Source organism: Pseudonocardia oceanicola (genome assembly GCF_047200735.1).
Taxonomy (GTDB): domain Bacteria; phylum Actinomycetota; class Actinomycetes; order Mycobacteriales; family Pseudonocardiaceae; genus Pseudonocardia.
In genome coordinates, this window is the sequence record NZ_JBJZON010000009.1 from 58,033 (window position 1) to 83,215 (window position 25,183).

A 25,183-nucleotide genomic window follows, 5' to 3' on the forward strand; every position below is an offset into this window, starting at 1 on the left:
TGCCCGAACCAGGTGATCACTCAAAGGTGCTCGCGGACCATTCGCCGGCCGCCGTTCAGCACTTGCTCAGAGCAGCTTCTTCTGCACCTTGCCCATCGCGTTGCGCGGCAGCGACTCCACGAAGCGGACCTCGCGCGGCCGCTTGTGCGGGGCGAGCAGGGCGGCGACGTGGTCGACGAGCCCGCGGGCGAGGTCGTCGTCGGCCGCCGCCCGGTCCGTCGGCACGACGTGCGCGACGATCCGCTCCCCCAGGTCCGGGTCGGGCACGCCGACGACGGCCACCTCGGCCACGGCGGCGTGCTCGAGCAGCGCGTTCTCGATCTCCCCGGCGCCGATCTTGTAGCCGCCGGACTTGATCAGGTCCGTGGCCTGCCGGCCCACCAGGGCGAGCAGCCCGCTCTCCGTCCAGCGGCCGATGTCGCCGGTGCGGAACCAGCCGTCCGCGGTCCGGGCGGCGGCCGTCGCCTCCGGGAGGTCGAGGTAGCCGGAGAAGAGCTGCGGGCCGCGGACCTCGACCGCGCCCAACCCCTCGTCGGGCTGCTCGCCGTCCGCCGCGGGCAGGGGCGCCAGCCGCACCTCCGTGTCCGCCAGCGGACGCCCCACCGTGCCGACCTCGGGCTCCTCGTCGGCACGGGCGGCGGTGAGGATCAGCGTCTCCGTGAGCCCGTAGCGCTCCCGGACCGCCAGCCCGGTCGCCTTCTCGATCCGCGCGTGGTCGACGGCGGTGAGCGCGGCCGACCCGGAGATCAGGAGCCGGGCGCGGCCGACCGTCCGGCCGGCGTCGGGGTCGGCCTCGAAGTCCGCGGCGAGCCGGTGGTAGTGCGTGGGGACGCCGAAGACCATCGTGGCGCCCTCCGCCACGGCGACGGCGAGCCGCTGCCCGTCGATCGCGCCGAGGTGGTGCAGGGACCCGCCGCGGCGCAGCGGACCGATCGTGCCCAGCACCAGCCCGTGCACGTGGAAGATCGGCAGCGCGTGGGCGAGCCGGTCGGCACCGGTCCAGGCCCAGGCGTCGGCCAGGGCGTCGAGGTCGGCGGCGATCGCGCCGCGGGACAGCACCGCGCCCTTGGGCGGTCCGGTGGTACCGGAGGTGTAGACGACCAGGGCGGGGTCCTTCGCGGGCGGCTCCTCGGGCACCGGCACGGGCCGTGTTGTCCCGGCGGCGCCGGGGACACGCCCGGCCACGTCGACGTCGATCCGGACAAGCCCGGCGAGCGCCGCGGGCAGCTCGACGCCGGGCGCGGCGAGCACCACCTCGGGTGCGGAGCTCGCCACGATGTGCGCGAGCTCCCGTTCCCCGGCCTTCGGGTTCACCGGCACCACCGGTACGCCCGCGAGGAGCCCGGCCGTGATGCCGGTGGCCGCGGCGAGCGTCGGGGTGGCCCACACGGCGACGCGGGAGCGCCCGGCGATCCGCACGCCCAGGTCCGAGGCCAGCGCGGCGAGCTCGCGGTAGGTCACCGCGCCGTCGGGGAACCGCAGGGCGGGCTCGTCGGTCGGGTCGGCGAGCGCGGGCAGCAGCGCGGACATGTCAGAGCACCTTGCCGGGGTTGAGGATCCCGTCCGGATCCAGTGCCTTCTTGATCGCCTCCTGCATCGCGAGCGAGCCGGGGTCGAGCTCGCGGCGCATGCCCGCGCGCTTGAGCAGACCCACCCCGTGCTCGCCGGTCACCGTGCCACCCAGCACGATCGCGGCGTCGACGATCTCGTCGAAGGCCCGCTGGGCCCGCGCCTTCGCCTCCGGGTCGCCGGGCGGAACCATGATCAGCGGGTGCAGGTTGCCGTCGCCGGCGTGCGCGACGGTGCCGATGAAGGTGTCGCGCCGGGCGGAGATCTCCTCGATCCGCTCCAGCATCCCGGCGAGCCGGTTGCGGGGCAGGCAGACGTCCTCGGTGAGCTGGGCGTCGCCGCGCTGCTCGAAGGCCGGGTAGGCGAGCCGGCGGGCGGCGAACAGCGCGTCGGCCTCGACGGGGTCGGTCGAGACGAGGGCGTCGCGGGCGCCGTTCGCCTCGAACGCGGCGAGGATGCCGTCGGCCTCGGCCGTCGCGGCGGGCTCGGGGAGGTCGGTCTGGGCCAGCAGGAGCGCGGCGGCGTCCTCGGGCAGGCCCGTGTGCTTCCAGTCGTTGACGGCCTTGAGGCAGTGCCGGTCGACCAGCTCGAAGATCGCGGGCTGCAGGCCGGCGGCGGTCACCGCGGCGACGGCGGCGCCGCAGTCGGCGAGGGTGTCGAAGAACCCGACGACGGTGCGCGGCTCCGCGGTCGGCGCCGGCCGCAGCCGCACCGTCACCTCCGTGATCACGCCGAGCGTGCCCTCGGAGCCCACGAGGAGCCCGGCGAGGTCGTACCCGGCCACGCCCTTCGCGGTGCGCCGGCCGACGCGCACGATCTCGCCCGCGGCCGTGACGATCTCCAGCGCGAGCACGTAGTCACGGGTGACGCCGTACTTCACGCAGCACAGCCCCCCGGCGTTGGTGGCCACGTTGCCGCCGATCGTCGACCACGGCGCGCTCGCCGGGTCCGGCGGGTACCAGAGGCCCTCCTGCGCGGCGGCCCCGCGAAGGTCGTCGTTCACCACGCCGGGCTGGACGACGGCGAGCCGCTCCCCCGCGTCGATCTCCAGGATGTCCCGCATCCGTTCCAGCGACAGCACCAGCCCGCCCTCGACGGCGTTGGCCCCACCGGACAGGCCCGTCCCGGCCCCGCGGGGCACGACCGGGACGCGGTGCCGGGCCGCGGCCCGCACGGTCTCGGCGACCTCCGCGGTGGACCGCGGCCGCACGACGGCGAGCGGAGCGCCGTACTCGGCCCATTCGGCCTCGTCGTGCAGGTAGGGGCGGGCGGTGTCGGCGTCGGTGAGCACCCGGTCCGCGGGCAGGGCCGCGGCCAGCTCCGCGAGGACCGCGCGGCCGGCCTCGCCCGGCTCCGCCATCCGGGCCGCCCCCGTGCCGCGGTCCCAGCCGAAGGGACGCTCCGCGGTGGGGGTCTCCGGCGTCGTCGTCCGGGCGGTCGCGCTCATTCCCGAGACGCTACGTCCTGCCGCCCGGCGATCGCCAACCAGCGTTAACGTCGCGCTCACGCTGCAGGCGTTTCACGATCTCGCGGCCGAGGAGGGTGCCGGAGCGCCACGCCGTCTCGATGCGGGAGCTGCCCCAGCCGTCGCCGGCGAGCCCGATGCCGTCCTCGCCGAGGTGGAAGGGCTCGGCGCGGTCCAGCTCCGGCGCGGCGAACCGCCAGCGGTGGGCGTCCGTCCACACCGGTGCCTCGGACAGGCCGAGCAGCTCGCGCACCGCCTCGACGACCGTCGGGACCGCACCGGCCGGGTCGGCGTCGTGGGCCCGCGCGACGGCGGAGGTGGTGTGCGCCACCAGGACCGGAACGCCGTCGCCGCGCCGGGCACCGTCGTCCGCGACGAGGGTGAGCACCGGGTGGTCGTTGACGAACGCGGCGGAGAGCTCGGGCCACTCCCGCGTGGGGTAGCCGGCCGCGACCGTGAGCACCGGCCGCCACGGGCGGTCCGAGGTGAGGGCGACGGCGCCGAGGCCGGGGGCGAGGACGCGCAGCGCCTGCGGGTCCGGCATGGCCAGCACGACCACCTCCGCCGGTTCGCCGTCGACCCGCGGCCCGTCCGCGACCCGTTTGACCTCGTGGTCCAACTCGATCTCGAGGCCCTCGGCGAGCGCGGCGACGAGGCTGCGCAGTCCCTTCGGCGCGGCCCAGCGCATCGGGCCCGCCGAGCGCGACCGGTCCCCGTGGGCGAGCACGGCCATCTCGGCGGTCCACGGCCGCGCGAGCCCGGCGCTGCGCCAGCCCGCCACGACCTCGGCGAACTCCGGGTCCCGGACGGTGAAGTAGGCCGCGCCCATGTCGACCGGGCGCCCGTCGTGCGGCGAGCTGGCCATGCGGCCACCCACGGTGTGGGCGCGGTCGAGGACCCGCACCGGCAGACCGGTCCGGGCCACCTCCCGGGCGCAGGCCACCCCGGAGAGCCCGGCCCCGACCACGACGACGCTCATGACGCGGTCAGCCTAGAGCCGCGCGGCCCCGTCCGCCGCGTCCGCCCGTGGACACGTCCGGGTACGACCGTCCTCACAGGAGCGCGACGCGCTCCGCGCGGGCCCGCCACCATGCCGCGCGCCCGGCGTCGGCCGACACCTCGGTGCGACGCACCGGTTCGGGCGCGGTCCGCAGCACGGGCAGCGTCCCGTCGCGCGGGAGCAGCCGGTCGGCGTCGGCCACGACGTCCGCGGTGAACAGCCGCCCGGTCCCGAGGCCACAGGCGAACTCGAGCTCGGGCAGTGCGGCGGCGAGGGCGATCTCGGCGGCCAGCCCCACGCTCGACTCCAGCGCGGACGACACCACGCAGGGCAGCCCGCACGCCTCGGCGACCCGCAGCGCCCGGCGCACCCCGCCGAGCGGCAGGCACTTGAGGATCGCGACGTCGGCGGCCCCCGCCACGGCCACGGTCAGCGGGTCCTCGGCCCGGCGGATGGACTCGTCGGCCGCGATCCGGACGTCGACCCGCCGGCGCACCGCGGCCAGCTCCGCCACGGTCGGGCAGGGCTGCTCGACGTACTGCAGCCCGCCCGCGGCCCGGTCGAGTTCACGGATCCTGCGGACCGCGGTGTCGACGTCCCAGCGCGCGTTGGCGTCGACCCGGACGTGTCCGGCCGGTCCCAGCGCGTCCCGCACGGCCGCGACGCGGTCGAGGTCCTCGGCGGCGGAGTCCGGGTGGTCGGCGACCTTCACCTTGGCCGTCCCGCAGCCGGAGGCGCGCACCATCTCCGCGGCCCGCTCCGGACCCACCGCGGGGACGATGCAGTTCACCGGCACGGTGTCGCGCACCGGTTCCGGCCAGCCCTCCTCCGCCGCCTCGCGCGCCGCCGCGTACCAGGCCGCGGCCTCGGCGTCGTCGTACTCCGGGAACGGGCAGAACTCGCCCCAGCCCGCGGGGCCGGGCAGGAGCATCCCCTCCCGCACCGTGATCCCGCGGAACCGGGTGGTCATCGGGATCGCGTAGACGGCGGCCGCCTCCATGCGGGCGGACGCTACGCGACGAGCTCGTGGTCCCCGGGTCGAGCTTCCGTGTCCGGCGGCGGAAGTCGAACGTGTACCCGGGCTTGACCCCGTCCCGCCCGGTGACGGTCATCCGGGCCAGGCCGTCGGCGACCCGGAACCCCGTGCCGAAGATGATCGTGTCGACCTCGTGCTCGGTCTCCCGGCCCACCGCGTCGACGGTCACCACGCCGGTCTCGGTGACGCGGGCGATCCGGTCCGTCTCCACGGCGACGTTCTCCCGGCGCAGGGCCGGGTAGTAGTCGTTGTGCATCAGGATCCGCTTGCAGCCCATGGTGAAGGTCGGCGTGGCCTTCTTCCGCAGCTCCGGGTCGCCGGCGAAGACCGTGCGCAGGTAGGCGAGGCCGAGGCGTTGCACCACCTTCATGACCCCGGGGTGCAGGAAGCCGAGCACCAGCGCCTCGTGCCGCCAGTACAGCGAGAGCCGCGGCAGGCGCTGCAGCAGCGGGAACCGGCGGAAGGCGCGGCGGGTGCGCTCCGGGACGTTGTCCCGCCAGGTGCCCCCGAGGGTGTCGCCCTTCTCCAGGACCAGGAAGTCCCGGCGGCCCGCCTCGTCCAGCTCCACCGCAGCGCCCAGATCGGCGAACCCGCTGCCGACGATAGGGGTGTCCAGCATCTTCGCTCCCCTCCGGTGGGTGTTACCGCCGGTAACTTACCATGGGTAACTTAGGAGGGTAGGGTTCGGCGCATGGAGACGAGCACGCCGGCGTCGACACCCGGCGCGTCGTCCGGCCCGTCCCCGCGGCGGCGCGTCTCCCGGGCCGAGCGCGAGCGGCAGATCCTCGACGCCGCCGTCGCGGTCTTCGCCGAGCGCGGCTACGCCAACGCGTCGATGGACGCGGTGGCCGAGCGGGTCGGCGTCACGAAACCGGTGCTGTACACGCACTTCGGGTCCAAGGAGGGCCTGTTGCTGGCGTGCGTCTCGCGGGCCCGCACCGAGCTGCTCGAGGTCACCTCCGAGGCCGCGTTCGCCGCCGAGGGCCCCGAGGACATGCTGCGCCGCGGCACCCTGGCGTTCTTCCGGTTCCTCGACGACCGGGCCCCGGCCTTCACGCTGCTCTACTCGGAGACGAGCATCGCCGCGGAAGCGGTCGAGGCCATCCGCGCGCAGCAGACGGACTTCATCGCCGGACTCCTCGGGATCGCCGCGCCCGGGGCCGAGCCGCTGCGGCTGCAGGGCTGGGCGCAGGTGATCGTCGGGGCGTGCGAACGGCTGGCGGTGTGGCGCAAGCGGGACCCGCGGGTCACGGCGGAGCAGGCCACGGAGTACCTGATGGACCTGGCGTGGAGCGGGCTGGCGGGCCGCACCGACCGCAGTGCGGATCCCTGACGCGCTCCACACGCGCACCCGAGCGCACCATGGCTCCAGAACGCGGCCACGGCGGCTTCCTGACCGCGTCATGGCTCCATGACGCGGTCGCGCGGGGCGGTTGGGGGCGTTGTGGTTCCATGGTGCGCCGTGACCACGACCGCCCCCCGGCTGCTGCAGGTCAGCCGCAGCACCCGGGTGACCCCCAGGATGATCCGCCTGACCCTCACCGGTGAGGAGCTGGCCGGGTTCCCGGGCGAGGGGCCGGACCGGCGGATCAAGATGTTCTTCCCGGTCGAGGGGCAGGACCGGCCGGCCGTGCCGCGGGCGAGCACCGGCGGCCCCGTCTGGCCGGCGGGCGAACCGCGGCCGACGATCCGGACCTACACGGTCCGCCGCTTCGACCCGGCCGCCGGGGAACTCGACGTCGACTTCGTGCTGCACGACGGGTACGGCCCGGCCGCGGCGTGGGCGCAGGCCGCCGGGCCGGGCTCCTGGGTCGGGGTGTCCGAGCCGGGCGGGCGCTGGGTCCCGGACCCGGCGTCGGCCTTCCACGTGGTGATCGGCGACGAGTCGGCGCTGCCCGCGGTGGCCACCGTGCTGGAGGCTCTTCCCACCGAGGTGCCCGCGCTGGCGATCCTCGAGGTCGCCGACGCCGGGGAGGAGCAGGAGCTGCCCGGCCACGCCGCCGTGACCTGGGTGCATCGCGGCGCCGCCCCCGCCGGGGAACCGCTGGTCGCGGCGGTGAGGACCGCCACCTTCCCGGACGGCGAGGGACAGGCCTGGCTGGCCGGCGAGTCGGCGGCCGTGAAGGAGATCCGCGGGCACCTGCTCACCGAGCGGAAGCTGGACCGCCGGGCGGTCTACGCCACCGGCTACTGGCGCGCCCGCTGACCGCCGGTCAGGCCGGGTCCACCTGGATCCGGTCGCCCACCGCGCGCACCGTCACCTCCCGCCCGACGACGGCCGGGCCCGGCGGCCGTGCCGGTCCCTCCGGGAACACCGTGAGCGCCTGGGCGCTGGCCGCGTCGCCCTCGACGGTGCAGCCGGCGAGGCGGCGACCGTCGACGGTCCGGGCGACCAGGAACCCCTGGGACGGATGGCCGTCCCGGTCGTACTCCACGGTCGCGGCCTCGACGCGCACCGGCTCCTCGGCGAGCTCGGCGACCGGGCAGGACGGCGGGCCCGGCTCGGCGGTGTCGTGCGGCTCGGGATCGCCGATGTAGCCGTCGACGTGCGGCTCCCGGCCGAGGACGACGACGTGCTGGCGGGTCAGGTACCCCCCGTTGGCGTGCACGAGCGCGGTCCGCGCCCCGGCCCGGACGCGCACGGCGCAGGCCGCGAGCGAGTGCAGCGTGTAGGTCGAGAGCGGGCCGCCGAAGGACGAGTGCCCGCCGGTGGCGCCCGCGAGCGCCTTCACCGGCAGCCCGAGGTAGCGGCCGGCGAGCCGGGGCACCACCGGGAAGCAGGAGTAGACGTCGACGAGGTCGACCGTGTCGGCGGTGAGCCCGGCGGAGGCCAGTGCGCGATCCAGGGCCGAGCAGAGCGCCGGTGATCCGGTCAGCGCGGGCCGGGCGAGGACGTCGGCGGCGTCGGCGGCCCCCGCCCCGCCCCAGACGTGCACCAGACGCTCCTCCGGCACCCCGTGCTCCAGGGCGACCGCCCGCGAGGTCAGCAACAGTGCCGCGGCCTGGTCGACCAGCGGGAACGCGTTCACCGCGAGCGGGTAGGGCTCGCAGATCATCCGGTTGTCCGGCCCGACCCGCAGGATCTCGGCCGAGTCCCGGGCCGCCGGGTTCCATGCGATCGGGTTGGTGGCCGCGACCTCGCTCAGGGCCGCGAACACGGCCGCCCCGGCGACCATGGTCTCCACGGGTGTCTCACCCACGGAGTGCCCGAAGGCGGTGTCGACCATCGGGTAGACCCGGGTCGGGAGCACCAGGCCGGCGGCCTGCATCGCGGGGCTGCCGAGGTCGTCCGGCCCGATCGGGGCGAGCCCGCCGGGTTCGGTGGTCCAGCCGAGGTCGGTGCCCGGGTCGACGCCCGCGCGCTGCAGCACGGTGAGCGATGCCGAGGCCTCGCCCCCGGCGACCAGCTCGACCCGGGACTCCCCCGAGGCGATCCGCGCGGCCGCGGCGTCGACCAGCGCGGCCGGCCAGTGCCCGCCGACCGGCGCCGAGAAGGTGTGCACCGGGTCCGCCGCGAGCCGCTCGGCGAGCCGGGCGGGCAGGTCCGCGTAGGACCAGCTGGCGACGTGCGGGACGGTGATCGCATCGACGTCCCGGAGCAGCCGGGTGCCGGTGCCGCCCGCGTCCGCGGCGGCGACGTGCACGGCGTCGGCGATCAGGCGCAGCGGCTCGCGGGCCCCGGCGACGGTTCGGTCCCGGTTGGCCTGGACCTGCCCGACGCCGACGAGGACCGGCGATCTCTCCGCGTGCACCGGCGAAAACTAGTACAGCCCGACCCGGCCGGGGCGGCCGGGACCGGGCCGATGATCCGTTCCGACGATCGCGGCGTCAGCCGGCCGTGGCCGGGCTCGGGGTGGGCGCCAGGTCGGCGCAGGCCTCCGTCGCCGCCGTCCAGGTCGCCTCGTCGACGCCCGGCGGGGCCTGCATCGTGCCGTCCTGCGGCGGGGCACCGCCGTCCTGCGGCGCGCCCTCGGGTGGGGTGCCGCCCGCCTCGGGAGCGCCCGACGGCGGAGTGCCGCCCCGACCGCCCGGTCCGCCGCCGCCCGGTCCGCCGCCGCCCGGTCCGCCGCCGCCCGGTCCCCCGGCCGGCGCCTCGACGCCGTTCTCGGCGAGACAGGCCTGGAAGGCGTCGGCGGTGCCGGACGTGTCGGCGGTGCTCGACCCGCTCGCGGCGGTCGACCCGGAGGTGCTCGAGGTCTGGTCCGTCGAGGAGCCGCAGGCCGCCAGCACGGCGGCGGCGACCAGCCCCACCGGGACGAGGGCGAGCCGGTGGGCCCGGCGGGAGTCGAGAAGGGACATCGCGTGCTCCTGATCCGGTCGCGGCGGGAGAAGGAGGTGAGGCGGGATCGCGACCGGCGCCCACCGTGCTGAGCGAACCTGTCCGCGCACTGTGCGGACGAACAGGGGAGCGTGTGCGGCCGGTACCTCCGACGGCGCACAGGGAACGCACAGGGAGCGCCCACCGGCGGCACAGCCGGACGGGCGAGGCTCTCCTACCATGACCGAGGTGACCGAACAGTCCGCGCCGCTCCGCCGCGCCGACGGCAGCCCCGTCCGCGTCCTGGTGGTCGACGACGAGGCGACCCTCTCGGACCTGCTCTCGATGGCGCTGCGCTACGAGGGCTGGGAGGTCCGCAGCGCGGGCGACGGGCTCACCGCGGTCCGGACCGCCCGGGACTTCAAGCCCGACGCCGTCGTCCTCGACATCATGCTGCCGGACCTCGACGGGCTGGAGGTGCTGCGCCGGCTGCGCGCGGACACCCCCGAGGTGCCCGTCCTGTTCCTCACGGCGAAGGACGCCGTGGAGGACCGCGTCGCCGGCCTGACCGCGGGTGGCGACGACTACGTGACCAAGCCGTTCAGCCTGGAGGAGCTCGTGGCACGGTTGCGCGGGCTGCTGCGCCGGGCGGGGATGACGGCGGCGCGGCAGGGTTCGGAGCTCGTCGTCGGCGACCTGGTGCTCGACGAGGACAGCCACGAGGTGCGCCGCGGCGACACCGACGTCGACCTCACCGCGACGGAGTTCGAGCTGCTGCGTTTCCTGATGCGCAACCCCAGGCGGGTGCTGTCCAAGGCGCAGATCCTCGACCGCGTGTGGCACTACGACTTCGGCGGCCAGTCCAACGTGGTGGAGCTGTACGTCTCGTACCTGCGCAAGAAGATCGACGCCGGCCGCTCCCCGATGATCCACACCGTGCGCGGGGCCGGGTACGTGCTCAAGCCCGCCATCGCGTGAGGATCGGCGCATGGCCGCACGGGTGACCGACCGGGTCGTCGCACGGAGCCGGACGCTGCGTGCCCGGCTCGTGGTCACCGTGCTGCTGCTGATCGCCCTGGCCTGCGCGGTCATCGGGGTCGCGACGGCGATCGCGTTGCGCGGCTTCCTCTACCACCGTCTCGACGAGGACGTGCTCGGCGCCGCGGGCCGCTTCGAGTTCTCCCGGTCCGAGCCCGCGCCACCGGGCCTGTCCCGGGCCGACACCTACCTCGGCCCCGCGCAGAAGCCGGGCACGCTGGGCGCCGTCGTGCGGTCCGGCGCCGTGGTGGAGGCGGCGGTCACCGACCGCCGGGGCTCGTTCCGGCCGGTGCCCGAGAGCGACGTCGCCCGGCTCGCCGCGCTGCGGCCGGGCGACCACCCGCGGACCGTGTCGCTCTCGCTCGGCGAGTACCGCGCCGTCGCCGTCCCCGCATCCGACGGCGCCGTGCTCGTGCTCGGCCAGCCCGCGCAGGAGGTCGCGGACATCGTCGACGGGCTGGTCGTGATCGAGCTGATCGTGATCGGCGCGGCGCTCGGCGGTGCCGCGGTGGCCGCCACGGTGCTGGTGCGGCGGGAGCTGCGGCCGCTGGAGGAGGTCGCGGGCATCGCCGCGACGGTGTCGGGGATGCCGCTCGACCGGGGCGAGGTCGAGCTGGCCACCCGCGTGCCGGAGCCCGACGAGCGCACCGAGGTCGGGCAGGTCGGCGTCGCGCTGAACCGCATGCTGGACAACGTCGAGGGCGCGCTCGAGGCCCGCCAGGACAGCGAGACCCGGCTGCGCCGGTTCGTGGCGGACGCCAGCCACGAACTGCGCACCCCGCTCGCCGCGATCCGCGGCTACGCCGAGTTGACCCGCCGCGACGGCACCGCGCTGCCGGAGGGCACCGCGCACGCGCTGACCCGCATCTCGTCACAGGCCGAGCGGATGAGCACCCTGGTCGAGGACCTGCTGCTGCTCGCCCGCCTCGACGCCGGCCGCCCGCTCGAACGCGCCTCCGTCGACCTCACCCGGCTGGTGCTCGACGCCGTCTCCGACGCCCACGCCGCCGGCCCCCGCCACCGCTGGCAGCTGGACCTGCCGGAGGAGCCGGTCGTGGTGCCCGGTGACGCCTCCCGGCTCACCCAGGTGCTCACCAACCTGCTGGCCAACGCCCGCACCCACACCCCGGAGGGCACCCTCGTGACCGTCGGTCTCCGGGTGTCCGCGGGCGCCGCGGTGCTCACCGTGCTCGACACCGGCCCGGGGATCCCGGCCCAGCTGCAGCCGCACGTCTTCGAGCGCTTCGCCCGCGGCTCCACGGGCCGGGCCCGCGCGGGCAACGACACCGCCAGCACCGGCCTCGGCCTGGCGATCGTCGACGCCGTCGTCGCCGCCCACGGTGGCCGGGTCGAGTTGCAGAGCGAGCCGGGACGCACCGAGTTCCGGGTGACCCTCCCCCGCACTCCCGCACCCGTGGTCGCCGAGACACCAGCGCGGGTGTGAGGGGCGCCCCGCCCAGATCGTTCCGGGGGGTACGGGAGCGCTGCGCCCACAGCCGCAGCGTGACGCTCGCGCGAGCGCGGGCAGGCACGATCATTCCGGGAGTCACGGGACTGCGGCCGACAGTGCGACCGGGTGACGGTCGCCGTGATCAAGGAAGGCCTTGCGGGCGCCTCCTGTGTGGACCTCCTCAACGGCGGGCCGCGCTCACAGCCGCCGCACAGGTGCGGCACCGGGGCGGCACAGCGGGACGCACCAGCCTCGGGCAGCGTGACGAGCACCCTGACCGCGCGCCCCGCCGATCCCCCCGTGGCCGAGGACCCGCCCCCGCCACGCCGGCGGACGCTGCCGGAGCGCGCGTCGCTCGCGGTCCTGCTGGTCGGGACCGGGGTCCTCTACCTGTGGAACCTCTCGGCCTCCGGCTGGGCCAACGCCTTCTACTCGGCCGCCGCGCAGGCCGGCGGGGCGAGCTGGGAGGCCTGGTTCTTCGGCTCGTCCGACGCCGCCAACGCGATCACCGTGGACAAGACGCCCGCCGCGCTGTGGGTGACCGGGTTGTCGGTGCGGCTCTTCGGGCTGAACAGCTGGAGCATCCTGGTCCCGCAGGCACTGATGGGGATCGCGGCCGTCGGGCTGCTGTACGCGACGGTGCGACGCACCTCCGGGCACGCGGCGGGCCTGCTGGCGGGGGCGGTGCTCGCGCTCACCCCCGTCGCCACGCTGATGTTCCGCTTCAACAACCCCGACGCGCTGCTGGTGCTGCTGCTGGTCGCCGCGGTGTGGGCGACGCTGCGCGGGCTCGGGCGCGGGCACGGCCGCTGGCTCGTGCTCGCGGGCGTGTTCCTCGGCCTCGGCTTCCTCACCAAGATGCTGCAGGCCTTCCTGATCGTCCCGGCACTCGCCGCGGTGTGGCTGGTCGCCGCGCCCACGGGGATCGGTCGACGGATCCGGGACCTGGTTCTCGCGGGCGTCGCACTGGTGGTCGGCGCGGGCTGGTGGGTGCTGGCGGTGGAGCTGTGGCCGGCCTCGTCGCGGCCCTACATCGGCGGCTCGCAGAACAACTCGGTGATGGAGCTGGTGCTGGGCTACAACGGCGTCGGCCGGCTCACCGGGGACGAGACCGGCAGCGTCGGCGGCGGCCCGGGCGGCGGCTGGGGCCAGACGGGCGTCGGCCGCCTCTTCGGGGCCGAGATGGGCTCCGAGGCGTCCTGGCTGCTCCCGGCGGCCCTGATCCTGCTGGCGGGACTGCTGTGGCTGAGCGCCCGCCGCCCGCGCACCGACCGGGTGCGAGCCGCGGCGATCGCCTGGGGCGGCTGGCTGCTGATCACCGGTCTGGTGTTCAGCTTCATGGCCGGGATCATCCACCCCTACTACACCGTGGCCCTGGCCCCGGCGGTCGGCGCGCTCGCCGGCATGGGCGCGGCGGAGCTGTGGCGCCTCCGCTCCGCCGCGACGGCGCGGGTCTCTCTCGCCCTCGCCGTCGGGGCGAGTGCAGGGTGGGCCTTCGTGCTGCTCGGCTCGTGGCTGCCCTGGCTGCGCTGGACGGTCCTCGCGCTCGGCGTGATCGCGGCCGGGGCGCTGCTCGGGGTGCACCGGTTCCCACGGCTGCTCTCCGCCGGTGTCGTGACGGCGGCGGTGCTGGCCTCGCTGGGTGGCACGGCCGCGTGGTCGGTGGCGACCGCCGTCCAGCCGCACAGCGGCGCGATCCCGAGCTCCGGGCCGTCGGGCGTCGGCCGGGGGCCGGGCGGCGCGGGTGGGCCCGGCGGGCCGGGCGGCGCAGGCATGCGGGGCGGGTTCGGCGCCGGGCAGGCGCCGGGCGGACAGGCCGGCGCCCCGGGCGCTCCCGGAGGCACGACCGCCCGCGCCGGGGCCACGGCTCCGGGCGTCTCCTCCGGCACGGCCGGACTCGGCGGCACCGGCCCGGGCGGGATGCGCGGTGGCATGGGTGGCGGCTTCGGCTCCCTGCTCGGCACCACCACCCCGCCCGCCGCGGTGACGACGCTGCTGCAGGCGAACGCGTCCGCCTACACCTGGGTCGCGGCGGCCGTCGGCTCGAACGCCGCCGCGGGCTACCAGCTCGCGGCCGACGCCCCGGTCATGGCGGTCGGCGGCTTCAACGGCACCGACCCCGCCCCCACCCTGGCGCGGTTCCAGCAGTACGTGGCGGCGGGGAAGATCCACTGGTTCGTCGGCGGCGCGGGGTCGGACGCCCGCGGCTCGGACACGGGCGGCAGCGCCGCGGCCGCCGAGATCGCGGCGTGGGTGGAGCAGACCTTCACCGCCCAGACCGTCGACGGCGTCACGCTCTACGACCTCACGGGCGGCACCCCGGCCTGATCCAGGAGCTGGCGGAGCCTGATCCGGGCGGCGGAGGGCAGGGATCCCGTGCGGACCCGCCCCCGTAGACTGAACGCGCGTTCCAGGGAGCGCCCGACTCGGTGTGCGGGAGCGCCCGGCTCGCGGCGTGGGAACGCCCTGCTCGCGCGAGCGCCGACTCGCGGGGTCGGGGAGCGCCCGACTCGCGGTGCCGCTACGGCCCACGGGCTCGAACAAGATCACCGTAGCTCTGCTCCCAGGGCGGGCCGCCGAACCGTGGGCGCACGCAGGTGTCGATCTTCACCAGCGGGCGCCACCGCCACCGCCCTGACGCTTGTGGAGCCGCCTCGGGCCGGAGCTCCCGACTCGCGCTCAACGAGGGACGGTCGACCGGGTGCCGCACCACATGGTGCCGCGGTACGTCCGGGTCGCCGACGCGCTGCCGCGCACGCCCACGACGAAGGTGCAGAAGGCGCGGCTGCGCCGAGCGCCCGGCGGCCGCCTGGGACCGCGAGGCGGCCGGCATCCGGGTGCGCGGCGAGGCCGCCCGGTGGCGCCCACAGCTCGCGCACAGGTCCGGTACACGATCACGACAGCCGGCAGCGGGATCGTCGGGGCCCATGAGGCCTGCTCCCCGCCCCGAGGGCGCCTGTGTGGCGGGCGCGACACGGGATCGGGGCCGCTCCACAGCGGAGCCACAGGTCGACCACAAACCCACGACAGGCCCGACCCCGATCGTCGTCGGCATGAGCCTCGCAGCCGCCGACAACTCGACCCAGAACGCGCCCGGGATCGCCGCACGCGGCGGCCGACGCGACCGCACCGTGCTGGACATCGTCGTCCCCGTCCACAACGAGGAGAACGACCTCGAGCCGTCGGTCCGGCGGCTGCGCGAGCACCTCCTGCGCAGCTTCCCCTACTCGTTCCGCATCACCATCGCCGACAACGCCAGCGTCGACACGACCCCGCTGATCGGCGCCCGGCTGGAGGCCGAGCTCCCCGAGGTCCGGCTGGTCCGGCTCGAGCAGAAGGGCCGCGGGCGGGCCCTGCACACCGTGTGGTCGGCGTCCGACGCCTCGGTCCTCGCCTACTGCGACGTCGACCTGTCCACCGATCTCGACGCCGTCCTGCCGCTGGTCGCCCCGCTGATCTCGGGACACTCCGACCTCGCCATCGGCACCCGGCTCGGCCGCGGGTCCCGCGTGGTGCGCGGGGCCAAGCGCGAGTTCATCTCCCGCTGCTACAACCTGATCCTCCGCAGCACCCTGCAGGCCGGGTTCTCCGACGCGCAGTGCGGGTTCAAGGCCATCCGGGGCGACGTCGCGCAGCGGCTGCTGCCGCTCGTCCAGGACACCGGCTGGTTCTTCGACACCGAGCTGCTGGTCCTGGCCGAGCGCGCGGGGCTGCGGATCCACGAGGTCCCGGTCGACTGGGTCGACGACCCGAACTCCACCGTGGACATCGTCGCGACGGCCACGGCGGACCTCAAGGGGGTCTGGCGCGTCGGCCGCGCCCTGGCCACCGGCGCGCTCCCGATCGTCGAGCTGCGGGCCCAGCTGGGTCGTGCACCCCTGCAGACGTCCGTGGAGGGCGTGCCGCGGGGGCTGCCGACCCAGCTGGTGCGCTTCGCGGCGATCGGCGTGGCCAGCACGCTCGCGAACCTGCTGCTCTTCCTGCTGTTCCGCACGTTCATGGGCCCGATCTGGGCGAACGTCGTCGCGCTGCTGCTCACCGCGATCGCCAACACGGCCGCGAACCGGCGGCTGACCTTCGGCGTCCGCGGGCGGCAGGACGTCGCCAGGCACCAGGTCCAGGGCCTCGTCGTGTTCGGCCTCGGGCTGGGACTCACCACCGGTGCGCTCGCCCTGCTCGGGGCCGTCGTGCCGGGCGCCCACCCGAGCCTCGAGGTGGCGACGATCGTCGTCGCCAACCTGGTCGCGACCGTCCTGCGCTTCGTCCTCTTCCGGGCGTGGGTGTTCCGCGGCCGTACGCGCACCGCGGCCGCCGCCCCGGCGGAGGTCCCCTCCGAGTTCGCCGCCTGACCCCTGCACCCCGAACCGCCCTGCGCCCGACAGCACGCCGCACCGAGAGGCACCCGTGACCCGCACGCTCGACTCCGACGCCGGCGCCGCCCTGCCCTCCGCGGGCGGCGCCGCCCCCCGGCCCACCGCTGCTGCTCCCCGGCGGCGGTGGCACCGCCCGGCGTACGCGCTCCTGCTCGTCGGCACCGCCGTGCTGTACCTGCAGAACATCGCGCTCTCGGGCTGGGGGAACTCCTTCTACGCCGCGGCCGTGCAGGCCGGGACGCAGAACTGGACCGCCCTCTTCTTCGGCTCGCTGGACGGCGGCAACGCGATCACGGTGGACAAGCCGCCGGCGTCGTTGTGGATCATGGCGCTGTCCGGCCGGATCTTCGGGTTCGGCTCGTGGAGCATGCTCGCGCCGCAGGCGCTCATGGCGGTGGCGTCCGTGGCGTTGCTGTACGCCGCGGTGAAACGGGTCGCCGGGCCCGGCGCAGGGCTGCTCGCCGGGCTGGTCCTGGCGCTCACGCCCGTCGCGGTGATGATGTTCCGCTTCAACAACCCCGACGCCTTCCTCGTCCTGCTGCTCGTCGCCGCCGCGTACTGCACGGTGCGGGCGCTGGAGAAAGCCTCGTGGCGCTGGCTCCTGCTCGCCGGGCTGGTCCTCGGGTTCGCGTTCCTGGCGAAGATGCTGCAGGCCTTCCTCGTGGTGCCCGGCTTCGCGGTCGCGTACCTGTGGGCGGCGCCGACGACCGTCGGGAAGCGGATCCGGGACGTCCTGGTCGCCGGGGTGGGCATCGTCGTCGGCGCGGGGTGGTGGCTGCTGGCGGTGGCGCTGTGGCCCGTCGACGCCCGGCCCTACATCGGCGGGTCGACGGACAACACACCGCTCGAACTGGCCTTCGGCTACAACGGCCTCGGCCGGATCTTCGGCGGCGAGGGCAACGGCGGGGGCGGCGGTGGTCGTGCGCCCGCGACGGGCGCCGGCGGGTTCCCCGGGGGCGCCGAGGCGGCAGGCGGCGTCCCCGGGGCACCCGTCGCGGGGATGCCCGCGGGCGGGATGCCCGGCGGGGGCGGCCCCGGCGGCGCCATGTTCGGCGGCGAGGCGGGACCCGGTCGGCTGTTCGGCACCGCCTTCGGCACGCAGATCTCCTGGTTGCTGCCCGCGGCGCTGATCCTGCTGGTCGCGGCCCTGTGGTTCACGCGTAGGGCGCCGCGGACCGACCGGATGCGCGCGTCGCTACTGGTGTGGGGCGGCTGGACCGTCGTGACGGGGCTGGTGTTCAGCTTCATGAGCGGCACCATCCACCCCTACTACTCGGTGGCGCTCGCCCCGGGTATCGCGGCGTTGCTGGCGCTCGGCGGGCTGGCGGCCTGGCGGGCCCGCGGCACCTGGACCGGCCGCGCGACCCTGGCCCTGACCGTGGCGGTCACGGCGGTGTGGGCGTTCGTGATGCTCGGCTGGTCGCCGACCTTCCTGCCGTGGCTGCGGTGGGTGGTCCTGGTCGTCGGGCTGCTCGCAGGGCTCGCCTTCCTGGTGCCGACCGGACGCCGGCGCTGGATCACCGCGGTCGCCGGCGCCGCCGTCCTGGCCGGGATCGCGGCGCCGGCCGCATCCGCCGCGGTCACCGCCGGCACCGCGCACACCGGCTCCGTCCCGACCGCGGGTCCCGCGGTGGAGGGTGCCGAGGGTGGCTCCGGCGCGACGCGGGGTTCGGGCGCCCGGTTCGGCGACCGCACGGACGGCCCGGCGGCCGGGAGCACCGGGCCCGGATTCCCGGCCACACAGGGCGCCGCGCCCGGCGGCACCGCGTCCGACGGCACCGGCCGGCCCGGTGGGACGAGCGCACCGGGTGCCCAGCCGGGTGGTGGCGGCGGACCGGGTGAGGAGTCGGTCGACGCCGAGCTCGTCGACCTGCTGCGGAACGCGGGCACCCGCTGGGCGGCGGCGACCACGGGCTCGCAGGGCGCGGCGTCGATGGAGCTGGCCTCGGGCACGTCCGTCATGGCGATGGGCGGGTTCGTCGGCTCCGACCCCTACCCCACGCTGCCACAGTTCCAGCAGTACGTCGCGAACGGCGAGATCCACTACCTCGTCGCGGGCGGCATGGGCGGCGGCCCGGGCGGCCGCGGCGGTGCGACGTCGGAGATCACCCGCTGGGTCGAGCAGAACTTCCCCGCGGCGACCGTCGGCGGACGCACGGTCTACGACCTCACGTCCCCCTGACCTGCGGCTCCGCCGCCGGTGCGCGGTCAGCGGTGCTCCGGCACCACCGACCGCGCACCGGCGGCGGACATGCGGACACGGTTGAATGGCGGCCGTGAGCGACCGTCGGACCCCTTCCCTCACCACCACGCTCGGCCCGGCCGCCGACGGCCTGCGGCACGCGGCCACCACCGCGCTCGGCACCGGCCGGGCACTGGTCGCGCTGGCCCGCTCCGGTGTCGTCCGGCCCATGCGACCGGACCGGCTGGCCGGGACGCTCGCGGGCCTGGTGCGCTACCGGCTCAGCCTTGCCGGCGGCTACGCGGTCGGCGCCGCCCGGCACCCCGACCGGCCCGCGATCGTCGACGACTCCGGCTCCCTCACCTACGCCGAGGTCCACGCCCGGACGGACGGGCTGGCGCGGGCGCTGCAAGACCGCGGCGCGGCCGAGCGGACCCGGGTCGGCGTGTTGTGCCGCAACCACCGCGGCGCGATCGAGGCGATGGTGGCGTGCTCGAAGCTGGGTGCGGACGTCGTGCTGCTCAACACCGGCCTGCCGGCCGGCCAGCTCGCCGAGATCGCCGAGGAGCTGAGGCTCCGGATCGTCGTCGTCGACGACGAGTTCCGCGACCGGCTGCCCGCGGGCCTCGTCGTGGTCGGCGCGGGCGAGCTCGACGCGCTCACCGCGACCCCCGGTCCCCCGCCCGGCCGCCCGGCCCAGGAGGGCCGGATGATCGTGCTGACCTCCGGCACCACCGGCACGCCGAAGGGCGCGCAACGACCGCCGATCTCGAACCTCGCGCCGGCGGCGTCCATCCTCTCGGCGATCCCGTTGCGGGCCGGCGAGGCGGTGCTGCTCGCCGCGCCGCTCTTCCACACCTGGGGCAACGCGGGACTGCTGCTCGCCCTGCTGCACGGGGACACCGTCGTGCTGCGCCGGCGGTTCGACCCGGAGGACTTCCTGGACACCGTGGCGGCCGAGAAGGTCCAGGTCGTGATCGCCGTGCCGGTCATGGTGCAGCGGGTGTTCGAGACCGGGCAGCCGTGGCGCGACGAGCACCGCCCCCGGCTCGTCGCCGTCTCCGGTTCGGCGCTGCCGACCGGGCTCGCCCAGGACTTCATGGCGCGCTACGGCGACTGCCTCTACAACCTCTACGGCTCCACCGAGGTGTCGTGGGTGAGCATCGCCTCGCCGCGCGACCTGCGCGAGGCGCCGGGCACCGCGGGGCGCGCGCCGGTCGGCACGATCCTGCGCATCCTCGACGACGACGGCCGCGGGGTCCCCCCGAACACCGACGGGCGCGTGTTCGTCGGCAACGACCTGCCGTTCGAGGGCTACACCCGCGAGGGCGCCGACATCGAGCGGCAGGACGGGTTGATCGGCACCGGCGACGTGGGGCACCTCGACGACACCGGGCGGCTCTTCCTCACCGGCCGGGCGGACGACATGATCGTCTCGGGCGGGGAGAACGTGCACCCCGGTCCGGTCGAGGACCTCATCGCGGCCGACGACGGGGTGCGCGAGGTCGCCGTCGTCGGGGTGCCGGACGAGAAGTACGGCCAGCGGCTGGCGGCCTACGTCGTGCTGCGCGAGGGCGCCACTCTGGACGAGGACGCCGTGCGCGCGCTGGTCAAGGAGAAGGCGGCCCGGTTCGCCGTCCCACGGGACGTGGTGTTCGTCGACGAGCTCCCGCGCAACCAGACCGGCAAGGTGGTCACCAGAGAGTTACCGGGTATGGACTGAGCGCATCATCCGAGGTCACCCGTGCGATTTAGGGTGGCCTAAGGTAGGGTCCCGGAATGGCCGGGAAGACCGACGCGCGCTGCTCCGCACTCGCGCGGGCGCTCGCCGAGCCGCTCCCCGGGACCGCTCCCGTCGGCGACCGACTCGTCTGCGTCGAGCACCTCGGCGCGTGGCCGCGGACCGTGGACCGGCACCCCGATCCCGCCGTCGCCGGACTGGCGGAACGGGCCCGGGCGGCGGGCCGGAAGCTGCTGCTGATCCGGCGGCCCGGGCGTCGTCCCCCGCCGGACTCGCCGCGCACCGTGCTGCTCGCCGACACCGCGCCAGGGGCCGTGCGCGTCGGCCGGCTGGTGGTCGACGGGCCCTCGGAACTCGCCGACGTGCCCCTGCACGACGCCCGCGCGGGCGAGCCCGTCACCCGCCCGTTGCTGCTGGTCTGCACGCACGGCACCCGCGACCTCTGCTGCGCCGTCGACGGGCTGGCGCTCGCCCGGGGGCTCGCCGAGACCGAGCCGGACGGGGTGTGGGAGTGCTCGCACCTCGGCGGGCACCGCTTCGCTCCCACCGCCCTGGTGCTGCCGACCGGCTACCTCTACGGCCGCCTCGACCTGGCCTCCGCGGTCGTGGCGCGCAAGGCCGCGGGGCAGGGCGAGGTGGAGCACGGGCACTGCCGGGGGCGCGCGGCGTGGGAGCCGGCCGGGCAGGTCGCCGAACTGGCGGTGCGCGCACACACCGGGCTGCGGGACGTCGACGCCCTCCTCGTCGCCCGGACCGACGGCCCGGAGGTGGTCGTCACCGGGCCCGAGGGCGCGGCGTGGGCGGTGCGGGTCGAGCCCGCCCCCGGTCCTGCCCGTCCCACCTCCTGCGGCGGCGCCCTCGAGCGCATGGCCCCGCTCGTCGCCACCGAGGTCCGGGAGCTCGCCCGGGCGCGGTAGGTGCGGTTCCGCGCGCCACCGACGACCGCGTCGAGCACCGCGACGCACGTCAGAGGTAGCGCTCCAGCACCGCAGCCAGGCCGTCCTCCGTGACCGCGCCGGTGACCTCGTCGGCGGCGGCCTTCACCTCCGGCGGGGCCTGGCCCATCGCCACGCCGAGCCCGGCCCAGCGGAGCATGGCCCGGTCGTTGTCGCCGTCGCCGACCGCCAGGACGTCCTCCTGCGCCACCCCGAGCGCGCGGGAGACGCCCGCCAGCGCCGACGCCTTCGACACCCCCTCGGGCACCATCGACACCCAGGGCAGCTCGTGGTCGAGGGTGACCTCGGCGCCGGGGATCTCGACCCCCGCCATCCGGTCGGCGACGTCCGCGGGCGTGCCGTGCGGCCAGTAGGCGACGACCTTGGGGGTCGGCCCGGCGAGGAGCTCGGCCTCGTCGACGACCCGGACCCGCCCGGCCAGGACGCCCTCCGGAAAGGGCCCCCCGACCCGCTGCCCGACGCCGACCTCCTCGCACCCGAACACCGCTCCGGGCAGCGCCTCGCGCACCGCCGCGACGACCGGGCCCGGTTCGAACCGGATCGTGTACCGCACCTGTCGCGATCCGGTGTCGAGCACCACCGCGCCGTTGGAGCAGACGGTGGTGTGCTCGACGTCGACGTACCGGTCGGCGACCGGGTGCTCGCCGAGCCCGAGCTGGTCCAGCACGTGCTCGACGCCCAGCACGGTCCGCCCGGTGCACAGGGTGACGACGGCGCGGCGCCCGATCTCCCGGACGGCGGCGAGCACACGGGCGCTGGGTGGCCGGTGCTCGTGAACGGTCGTGCCGTCGATGTCGAGGGCGATCAGTCGCGGCTGCCATCCCGGGGGTCGCACATGCCCGACCCTACGGGTCGCGACCCCGCCGAGCAGGGCGCCGCCCCGTCCCCCAGCAGCGGTGACAGTGCAGCCCGAGGGTCCCGCGGCGGGCGCCGCGGGGTTTCGGCAGCATGAACCCATGCAGACCGGGTCCTCCGTGCCGACCACGCTCCCGCTCCGCCCGCCCGCCCACCGCGTGGACCCGCGCGCACGGACCTGGTGGCGGTTGCGCGGGCTCGGCGGCGCCGCGGTCGTCGCGCTCCCCCAGCTCGTGCTGGCGCTCGTGCTCGACGGTCCGACCTGGCTGTGGACCACGCTGGCGGCGTCGGCGGTGGTCGGGCTGGGGTACGCCGCCGTCGTCCCCGGGATCCTCTTCCGCATCCACCGCTGGGAGGTCACCGACGAGGCGGTCTACACGCTCTCGGGCTGGCTGGTCCGCGAGTGGCGGATCGCGCCGATCTCGCGGGTGCAGACCGTCGACACCGAGCACGGACCGCTGCAGCAGCTGCTGGGGCTGGCCAGCGTGACCGTGACGACGGCGTCGGCGCGCGGGCCCGTCACCATCCGCGGCCTGGCCACCGCGCACGCGCAGGAGCTGGCCCGGCAGCTCACCGAGACCACGCAGGCCACGCCCGGTGACGCGACATGAGCAGCTCCGCCGGCCCCGCCGCACCCGTCGACGGCGCCGGACCCGCGTCGGTGACCCCGTGGCGACGGCTCGACCCGAGGATGGTCGTGGTCGAGCCGGTCCGCACGCTGGTCAAGCTCGTCCCGGTGCTGCTCGTCGTGCTGCTCACCGGCGGTAACGGTGACCCGGTCCGGCCGTGGATCACGCTCGGCATCGGTGTGCTGGTCGTCGTCGCCGGCGTGGTCCGGTGGCGCACGACCCGGTACCGGATCACCGCCGAGCGGGTGGAGCTGCACAGCGGCTGGCTGCGACGGCAACGGCGGTCCGTGCCACGGGACCGGATCCGCACCGTCGACCTCACGGCCTCGCCGCTGCACCGCGCGTTCCGGCTGAGCGTGGTGGCGGTGCGGGCGGCCGACCCGGGCGGGGAACACCGCAACGGCGGCCTGACGCTCGACGCCGTCAGCACGGCCGAGGCCGAGATCCTGCGGCGGGAGCTGTTGGACCGGCGCGTCCCGCAGCCCGACGCGCCCGCCCCGGCCCCCGACGACCCCGCCGAGCCGGCCGAGGAGCTGGCCCGGTTGCACTGGTCCTGGCTCCGGTTCGCCCCGCTGACCTTCTCCTCCCTCGCCGGCGTCGGCGCGATCGCGGCGGCCGCGTTCAACGTGTTCAACGAGCTCGGGGTGAGTCCCACCGAGGTGGACGGCGTCGACGCAGCGGCCGAGCGGCTCGCCACCGCGCCGCTCTGGCTCGCCGTCGGGCTCGTGGGCGTGGGCCTGCTGGTGGTCGCGGTCGTCGGGTCGGTGCTGTTGTTCACCGAGCGCTGGTGGGGGTACCGGCTGACCCGGGAGGCCGACGGCACCCTGCGCGTCCGGCGCGGCCTGCTCACCACGCGATCACTGTCGGTCGCCGAGGAGCGGCTCCGCGGGGTGGCGGTGCACGAGCCGCTGCTGCTGCGCGCGGGCGGCGGAGCCCAGACCCGCGCCCTGTCCACCGGCCTCGGCCGCGACGCCCAGGGCGGGGTTCTGCAGCCGCCGGCGCCGCGGTCCGAGGCGCACCGGGTGGCGGGGGCGGCGCTCCGGCGGGCCCCTGGCCCCGCCCCCGGTCCGATCGGTGCCGAGCCGGCCGCCGCGGGCCCGACGGGCAGCGCCCCCGAAGCCGGATCGACCGACGCCGACCTCACCGACATCGTTCCCACCGGAGCCGACCCCACGGAGGCCGACCCCACGCTGATCCCGCTGGTCCCGCACCCCCCGGCCGCTCGGCGGCGGCGGTACACGCGCGCCCTCGGCCCGGTGCTGGGGCTCATCGTGGTGGCCGTGCTCGTCGGCTGGGTCCGGCCGGGGCTGGCATGGATCTGGCCGGGCACCCTGGTCCTGCTGCCCCTCGCCGCGCTGCTGGCCGCGGACCGGTTCCGGGCGCTCGGCCACGCGCTGACCCCGCGGTACCTGGTCAGCCGGCTCGGCGGACTCTCCCGGCGCACCGTCGCGCTGCAGCGCTCCGGGGTGATCGGCTGGACCGTCCGGCAGAGCCCCTTCCAGCGCCGCGCCGGGCTGGTGACGCTGCAGGCGGTCACGGCGGCGGGCGAGGGCGGCTACCGGGTCCTCGACGTCGGGGCGGCCGACGCCGTCGCGCTGGCCGAGGCGGCCACGCCGGGCCTGCTCCCCCGACGGACCCGGGAGACCCCCTAGATGATCGATTCCTTGAAGGTGGCGTGTCGATCAGCCAAGACACGGGAGGAGGGCGGCCATGATCGACTGTGACGAACGACCTGGACGCCCTCCTGACCGCACTGTATGTGGAGATCGACGACCATGTGGTCCCGGCTCGCCGAGGACGAGGACGACGACCCCGACTCAGCGACGCCGAGCTGTTGACCCTGGCCGCGGCCCAGGTACTGCTCGGGGTCGACGCCGAGCACCGGTGGATCCGGTTCGCCTACTGCCGCCTCGGACACCTGTTTCGGTACCTGCCCAAGCAGCCCGGCTACCACAAGCGCCTCACCGCGGCGGCGCCGTTGCTGGCCGCGGCGATCACCCACCTGGCCAAGGTCAGCCCGTCGTGGTGCGACGACCTGCGCCTGATCGATGCCACCCCGCTGCCGTGCGGAACCTCGCGCGAGACCGCGAAACGCTCGGACCTGGCCGGACACGCCGGCTACGGGTACTGCGCGGCGCACTCCCGGTTCTACTGGGGGTTCAAGCTCTACCTGCTCGCCGCCCCGGACGGGATGCCGATCGCCTGGTGTCTGGCCCACCCGAAAACCGGCGAACGAGACGTCTGCCTGGACCTGTTGACCATCGCCGTGGAGACCGGACGCCTCGCCGCCGGAGCGACCGTGTTGGCCGACAAGGGCCTGGCCGGACGCGAGATCGAGGCCCAGATCGCCACCCTCGGGGTCACCCTGCTGCGCCCGGACCGGCGCGACGAACGCACCCGCCACGGCAACCTCGGCGGGGTCCGGCAATGGATCGAGTCGGTGTTCGACACGTTGAAGGGCCAGCTCGGCCTGGAACGCCACGGCGGGCGCACCTGCCAAGGAGTAGGCACCCGCGTTGCTCAGCGGCTCTTCGCCCTGGCCGCAGCCGTCTGGCACAACTGGGCCACCAACGCCCCACTCAAGCGCAGCGTCACCGCCTACGACCACTGAACACCCACTTCACGGAATCG

Annotated in this window: 19 protein-coding genes and 1 pseudogene; 12 read left to right on the forward strand and 8 right to left on the reverse strand. The window is 75.8% G+C overall.

Annotation, left to right across the window (positions count from 1 at the left end; translation table 11 throughout):
- Positions 1-66: 66 nt before the first annotated feature.
- From ACL02T_RS15130 to ACL02T_RS15150, 5 genes and pseudogenes are all read right to left on the reverse strand, one after another.
- A complete protein-coding gene (locus tag ACL02T_RS15130; RefSeq protein WP_412831347.1) occupies positions 67-1,530 on the reverse strand; it encodes an AMP-binding protein in 1,464 nt (487 codons plus the stop codon).
- A gap of 1 nt (position 1,531) precedes the next feature.
- Complete coding sequence (locus tag ACL02T_RS15135) at positions 1,532-2,929, reverse strand: FAD-binding oxidoreductase (protein ID WP_412831520.1); 1,398 nt, start codon at positions 2,927-2,929, stop codon at positions 1,532-1,534.
- 97 nt (positions 2,930-3,026) lie between these two features.
- Positions 3,027-4,013, reverse strand: a complete 987-nt coding sequence (locus ACL02T_RS15140) for an NAD(P)/FAD-dependent oxidoreductase (RefSeq protein WP_412831348.1) — start codon at positions 4,011-4,013, stop codon at positions 3,027-3,029.
- Between the two features lie 73 nt (positions 4,014-4,086).
- Positions 4,087-5,034, reverse strand: coding sequence for an o-succinylbenzoate synthase (locus ACL02T_RS15145; RefSeq protein WP_412831349.1), 948 nt, complete (start codon positions 5,032-5,034; stop codon positions 4,087-4,089).
- Between the two features lie 529 nt (positions 5,035-5,563).
- Positions 5,564-5,689, reverse strand: a pseudogene (locus ACL02T_RS15150) (NAD(P)-binding protein); the annotation flags it as partial.
- 72 nt (positions 5,690-5,761) lie between these two features.
- On the opposite strand from ACL02T_RS15150, the gene ACL02T_RS15155 reads away from it, so the two are divergent.
- Together ACL02T_RS15155 and ACL02T_RS15160 are read left to right on the forward strand one after the other, a co-directional pair.
- The gene (locus ACL02T_RS15155; RefSeq protein WP_412831350.1) at positions 5,762-6,403 is read left to right on the forward strand and encodes a TetR/AcrR family transcriptional regulator; all 642 of its coding nucleotides are present in this window, start codon (positions 5,762-5,764) and stop codon (positions 6,401-6,403) included.
- Positions 6,404-6,532: 129 nt separating this feature from the next.
- On the forward strand, positions 6,533-7,276 hold the full coding sequence (locus ACL02T_RS15160) for a siderophore-interacting protein (protein ID WP_412831351.1): 744 nt from the start codon (positions 6,533-6,535) through the stop codon (positions 7,274-7,276).
- Positions 7,277-7,283: 7 nt separating this feature from the next.
- On the opposite strand, the gene ACL02T_RS15165 is transcribed toward ACL02T_RS15160, so the two are convergent.
- Both ACL02T_RS15165 and ACL02T_RS15170 read right to left on the reverse strand, forming a co-directional pair.
- Positions 7,284-8,822 carry a TLP1 C-terminal extension domain-containing protein gene (locus tag ACL02T_RS15165; protein WP_412831352.1) on the reverse strand — a complete coding sequence of 513 codons (1,539 nt, stop codon included), beginning with the start codon at positions 8,820-8,822 and terminating at the stop codon, positions 7,284-7,286.
- A gap of 76 nt (positions 8,823-8,898) precedes the next feature.
- The gene (locus ACL02T_RS15170; protein ID WP_412831353.1) at positions 8,899-9,369 is read right to left on the reverse strand and encodes a hypothetical protein; all 471 of its coding nucleotides are present in this window, start codon (positions 9,367-9,369) and stop codon (positions 8,899-8,901) included.
- Between the two features lie 199 nt (positions 9,370-9,568).
- On the opposite strand from ACL02T_RS15170, the gene ACL02T_RS15175 reads away from it, so the two are divergent.
- The 7 genes from ACL02T_RS15175 (at position 9,569) to ACL02T_RS15205 (ending at position 21,029) form a co-directional block, all read left to right on the forward strand.
- A complete protein-coding gene (locus tag ACL02T_RS15175) occupies positions 9,569-10,306 on the forward strand; it encodes a response regulator transcription factor (protein ID WP_412831354.1) in 738 nt (245 codons plus the stop codon).
- 10 nt (positions 10,307-10,316) lie between these two features.
- Positions 10,317-11,810: a sensor histidine kinase gene (locus ACL02T_RS15180; RefSeq protein ID WP_412831355.1), complete on the forward strand. Its 1,494-nt coding sequence runs from the start codon at positions 10,317-10,319 to the stop codon at positions 11,808-11,810.
- Between the two features lie 267 nt (positions 11,811-12,077).
- Positions 12,078-14,144 carry a glycosyltransferase family 39 protein gene (locus ACL02T_RS15185; protein ID WP_412831356.1) on the forward strand — a complete coding sequence of 689 codons (2,067 nt, stop codon included), beginning with the start codon at positions 12,078-12,080 and terminating at the stop codon, positions 14,142-14,144.
- 725 nt (positions 14,145-14,869) lie between these two features.
- Complete coding sequence (locus ACL02T_RS15190) at positions 14,870-16,165, forward strand: bifunctional glycosyltransferase family 2/GtrA family protein (protein WP_412831357.1); 1,296 nt, start codon at positions 14,870-14,872, stop codon at positions 16,163-16,165.
- A gap of 55 nt (positions 16,166-16,220) precedes the next feature.
- Positions 16,221-18,371, forward strand: a complete 2,151-nt coding sequence (locus ACL02T_RS15195; RefSeq protein WP_412831358.1) for an ArnT family glycosyltransferase — start codon at positions 16,221-16,223, stop codon at positions 18,369-18,371.
- Between the two features lie 94 nt (positions 18,372-18,465).
- Positions 18,466-20,094: an AMP-binding protein gene (locus tag ACL02T_RS15200; RefSeq protein WP_412831359.1), complete on the forward strand. Its 1,629-nt coding sequence runs from the start codon at positions 18,466-18,468 to the stop codon at positions 20,092-20,094.
- A gap of 56 nt (positions 20,095-20,150) precedes the next feature.
- A complete protein-coding gene (locus ACL02T_RS15205; RefSeq protein WP_412831360.1) occupies positions 20,151-21,029 on the forward strand; it encodes a ferredoxin family protein in 879 nt (292 codons plus the stop codon).
- A gap of 49 nt (positions 21,030-21,078) precedes the next feature.
- On the opposite strand, the gene ACL02T_RS15210 is transcribed toward ACL02T_RS15205, so the two are convergent.
- On the reverse strand, positions 21,079-21,903 hold the full coding sequence (locus ACL02T_RS15210) for an HAD family hydrolase (RefSeq protein WP_412831361.1): 825 nt from the start codon (positions 21,901-21,903) through the stop codon (positions 21,079-21,081).
- Between the two features lie 121 nt (positions 21,904-22,024).
- Between ACL02T_RS15210 and ACL02T_RS15215 the strand changes: the two genes are divergently transcribed.
- The 3 genes from ACL02T_RS15215 to ACL02T_RS15225 all read left to right on the forward strand — a co-directional run bounded on the left by ACL02T_RS15215 (position 22,025) and on the right by ACL02T_RS15225 (position 25,163).
- The gene (locus tag ACL02T_RS15215; RefSeq protein ID WP_412831362.1) at positions 22,025-22,534 is read left to right on the forward strand and encodes a PH domain-containing protein; all 510 of its coding nucleotides are present in this window, start codon (positions 22,025-22,027) and stop codon (positions 22,532-22,534) included.
- Positions 22,531-24,204, forward strand: coding sequence for a PH domain-containing protein (locus ACL02T_RS15220; RefSeq protein ID WP_412831363.1), 1,674 nt, complete (start codon positions 22,531-22,533; stop codon positions 24,202-24,204). The genes ACL02T_RS15215 and ACL02T_RS15220 overlap by 4 nt, the downstream gene beginning before the upstream one ends.
- Positions 24,205-24,272: 68 nt before the next feature.
- Positions 24,273-25,163 (forward strand): IS982 family transposase, encoded by an 891-nt coding sequence (locus tag ACL02T_RS15225; RefSeq protein WP_412831364.1) that lies wholly within the window; start codon positions 24,273-24,275, stop codon positions 25,161-25,163.
- Positions 25,164-25,183: the final 20 nt, after the last annotated feature.

Coding starts and splice junctions, on each gene's coding strand:
- ACL02T_RS15190 (WP_412831357.1), top strand. CDS start 14,870: ATGAGCCTCGCAGCCGCCGACAACTCGACCCAGAACGCGCCCGGGATC.
- ACL02T_RS15140 (WP_412831348.1), bottom strand. CDS start 4,013: ATGAGCGTCGTCGTGGTCGGGGCCGGGCTCTCCGGGGTGGCCTGCGCC.
- ACL02T_RS15205 (WP_412831360.1), top strand. CDS start 20,151: ATGGCCGGGAAGACCGACGCGCGCTGCTCCGCACTCGCGCGGGCGCTC.
- ACL02T_RS15170 (WP_412831353.1), bottom strand. CDS start 9,369: ATGTCCCTTCTCGACTCCCGCCGGGCCCACCGGCTCGCCCTCGTCCCG.
- ACL02T_RS15145 (WP_412831349.1), bottom strand. CDS start 5,034: ATGGAGGCGGCCGCCGTCTACGCGATCCCGATGACCACCCGGTTCCGC.
- ACL02T_RS15180 (WP_412831355.1), top strand. CDS start 10,317: ATGGCCGCACGGGTGACCGACCGGGTCGTCGCACGGAGCCGGACGCTG.
- ACL02T_RS15155 (WP_412831350.1), top strand. CDS start 5,762: ATGGAGACGAGCACGCCGGCGTCGACACCCGGCGCGTCGTCCGGCCCG.
- ACL02T_RS15175 (WP_412831354.1), top strand. CDS start 9,569: ATGACCGAGGTGACCGAACAGTCCGCGCCGCTCCGCCGCGCCGACGGC.
- ACL02T_RS15130 (WP_412831347.1), bottom strand. CDS start 1,530: ATGTCCGCGCTGCTGCCCGCGCTCGCCGACCCGACCGACGAGCCCGCC.
- ACL02T_RS15215 (WP_412831362.1), top strand. CDS start 22,025: ATGCAGACCGGGTCCTCCGTGCCGACCACGCTCCCGCTCCGCCCGCCC.
- ACL02T_RS15135 (WP_412831520.1), bottom strand. CDS start 2,929: ATGGCGGAGCCGGGCGAGGCCGGCCGCGCGGTCCTCGCGGAGCTGGCC.
- ACL02T_RS15220 (WP_412831363.1), top strand. CDS start 22,531: ATGAGCAGCTCCGCCGGCCCCGCCGCACCCGTCGACGGCGCCGGACCC.